Source organism: Klebsiella sp. EMBS2024 (genome assembly GCF_036233805.1).
Classification (GTDB): Bacteria; Pseudomonadota; Gammaproteobacteria; order Enterobacterales; family Enterobacteriaceae; genus Klebsiella; species Klebsiella pneumoniae.
The window spans coordinates 2,742,939-2,743,217 of sequence record NZ_JAZARW010000001.1; the positions used below are offsets into that span (position 1 = coordinate 2,742,939).

Annotated in this window: 1 pseudogene; it reads right to left on the minus strand. The window is 39.0% G+C overall.

Annotated elements, in window-relative coordinates:
- Positions 1-13: 13 nt before the first annotated feature.
- Positions 14-279: pseudogene (locus tag VZP09_RS12650) on the minus strand (polysaccharide export protein Wza); the annotation flags it as partial.

Here is a 279-nt window from a genome sequence, read left to right on the forward strand (position 1 = left end):
TCAAACATTACTGTCACCAAGTCCTAATAAATTTACCAGTTTCGGTCATATCATGCACCCCGGTAATAGTCGGTACTAATTGGGAAATAACACGATTCCAACGTACCAGCGGAGCAGTTGTGACATAAACAATATCATAGGGCTGTAACTGGAATTCTGTGCCCAATACCATTGCTGAAGCATCTTGAGCATTTAATTGATAAATATTAGCAATTTTACCCTGANTGTCNTCTTNTAACTNACGGATCACAAATACTCCANTAGNGTCACTGNNTGNNT